The 1,502-nt window shown below is 67.5% G+C and carries 3 protein-coding genes; all 3 read right to left on the bottom strand.

Annotated elements, in window-relative coordinates:
• Positions 1–626, bottom strand: a 626-nt coding sequence (gene era / locus JCM19049_RS13900) for a GTPase Era (RefSeq protein ID WP_054821877.1), incomplete at its 3' end; no start/stop codon positions are given.
• Entirely contained in the window at positions 613–957 is a 345-nt protein-coding gene (locus JCM19049_RS13895) for a transporter associated domain-containing protein (protein WP_054821876.1), read from the bottom strand. The genes JCM19049_RS13895 and era, both read right to left, overlap by 14 nt.
• A 29-nt stretch (positions 958–986) precedes the next feature.
• Positions 987–1,502: CBS domain-containing protein (locus JCM19049_RS13890; RefSeq protein ID WP_279403247.1), on the bottom strand; the 516-nt coding region annotated here is incomplete at its 5' end.

The following is a 1,502-nucleotide window of genomic DNA, read 5'->3' as shown; positions in this document are numbered from 1 at the left end:
CTCTCCGGCTCGTCGGTCAGCTCCCCGTCCGGGTACAGCGGCGGGCCCAGCGGCAGCTGTTCGACCAGCACGTTGGCCACCTGCTCCACCTGGAAGTCCTTCACGGCGCTGACCGGGATGATCGCGGCGAACCCGTCGGACCCGAAGTTTTCGTTGCCCAGCTCCGTGACCGCGATCAGCTGGGCGGCCAGGGTCTCGCGGTCCACCAGGTCGGCCTTGGTGACCAGGGCGACGATGGGCTTGCGCTTGAGCTGGGCGAGCTGGCTGGCGATGAAGCGGTCCCCGGGGCCGATCTTCTCGTTGGCCGGCAGGCAGAAGCCGATCGCGTCGACCTCGGAGAGGGTCTCGGCGACCAGGTCGTTCAGCCGCTGCCCCAGCAGGGTGCGCGGGCGGTGCAGCCCGGGGGTGTCCACCAGGATCAGCTGTGCGTCGGGGCGGTGCACGATCCCGCGGATGGTGTGCCGGGTGGTCTGCGGCTTGGCGGAGGTGATCGCGATCTTCTGCCCCACCAGGGCGTTGGTCAGCGTGGACTTGCCGGCGTTGGGCCGGCCCACGAAGGAGGTGAAGCCCGAACGGAAGTCCTCGGGCCAGCTGCCGGAGGCGGGAAGGTTGTTAGTCTCTGCCATTGGGTGATTCCTCTATGGTTTCTCTCTGGTCGGAAGCGCCGTGGTGCAGGCGCTCTACATGAATTTTGCCCACGCGGTTGCGCCGCCCGGACAGGGAGACGACTTCCAGACGCAGCCCGTGGATCTCGGCCACCGAGCCGAGCACCGGCACCGATTCCAGGGCCTTGGAGATCAGCCCGCCCACGGTGTCCACGTCCTCCTCCTCGATGTCCATGTCGAAGAAGTCGGCCACGTCGTCGATGGAGGTGCCGGCCTGGGCTGTCAGCGTCCCGTCCGGGTTTTCCACCACGTCCGGGCGGGAGCGGTCGTATTCGTCGTCGATGTCCCCCACGATCTCCTCCAGCAGGTCCTCCAGGGTGATCAGCCGGCGGTGCCGCCGTACTCGTCGACCACGATGGCCAGGTGGATGGACTCCTGCTGCAGTTCCTGCATCAGCTCGGCCGCGTTCTTCGATTCGGGCACGAAGCGCACCTTGCGGGCCAGTTCGCCCAGCGATTCGGCGCGCTGCAGCCCGTGCACCTCGCGGATCACGTCCTTGAGGTAGATGATCCCGCGGATGTCATCGGCGTCCTCCCCGGCCAGCGGGATGCGGGAGAAGCCCGAGGCCATGAACAAGTCCAGGGCCCGGTGGATGGTGGTGTCCGCGTCAAAGTAGACCATGTCGGTGCGCGGGACCATCACCGAGCGCACATTGGTTTCCTCCAGGTCCATCACCGAGGAGATCAGCTCCGCCGATTCCTCCTCCAGGTCCGCGCCCTCGCTGGCCCGGTCCACGATGTCACGCAGCCGGTCCTTGTCCAGGTAGGTGTCCTCATGGCTGGAGCCCGAGGGGGCCAGCGCCTTGCCGATGGAGGCCAGCCAGTTGGTCACCGGGCC

It is taken from the genome of Arthrobacter sp. JCM 19049 (assembly GCF_001310435.1).
Note: the sequence above shows the minus strand (reverse complement) of the source record. Positions and strands in the feature narration are given on the sequence as shown.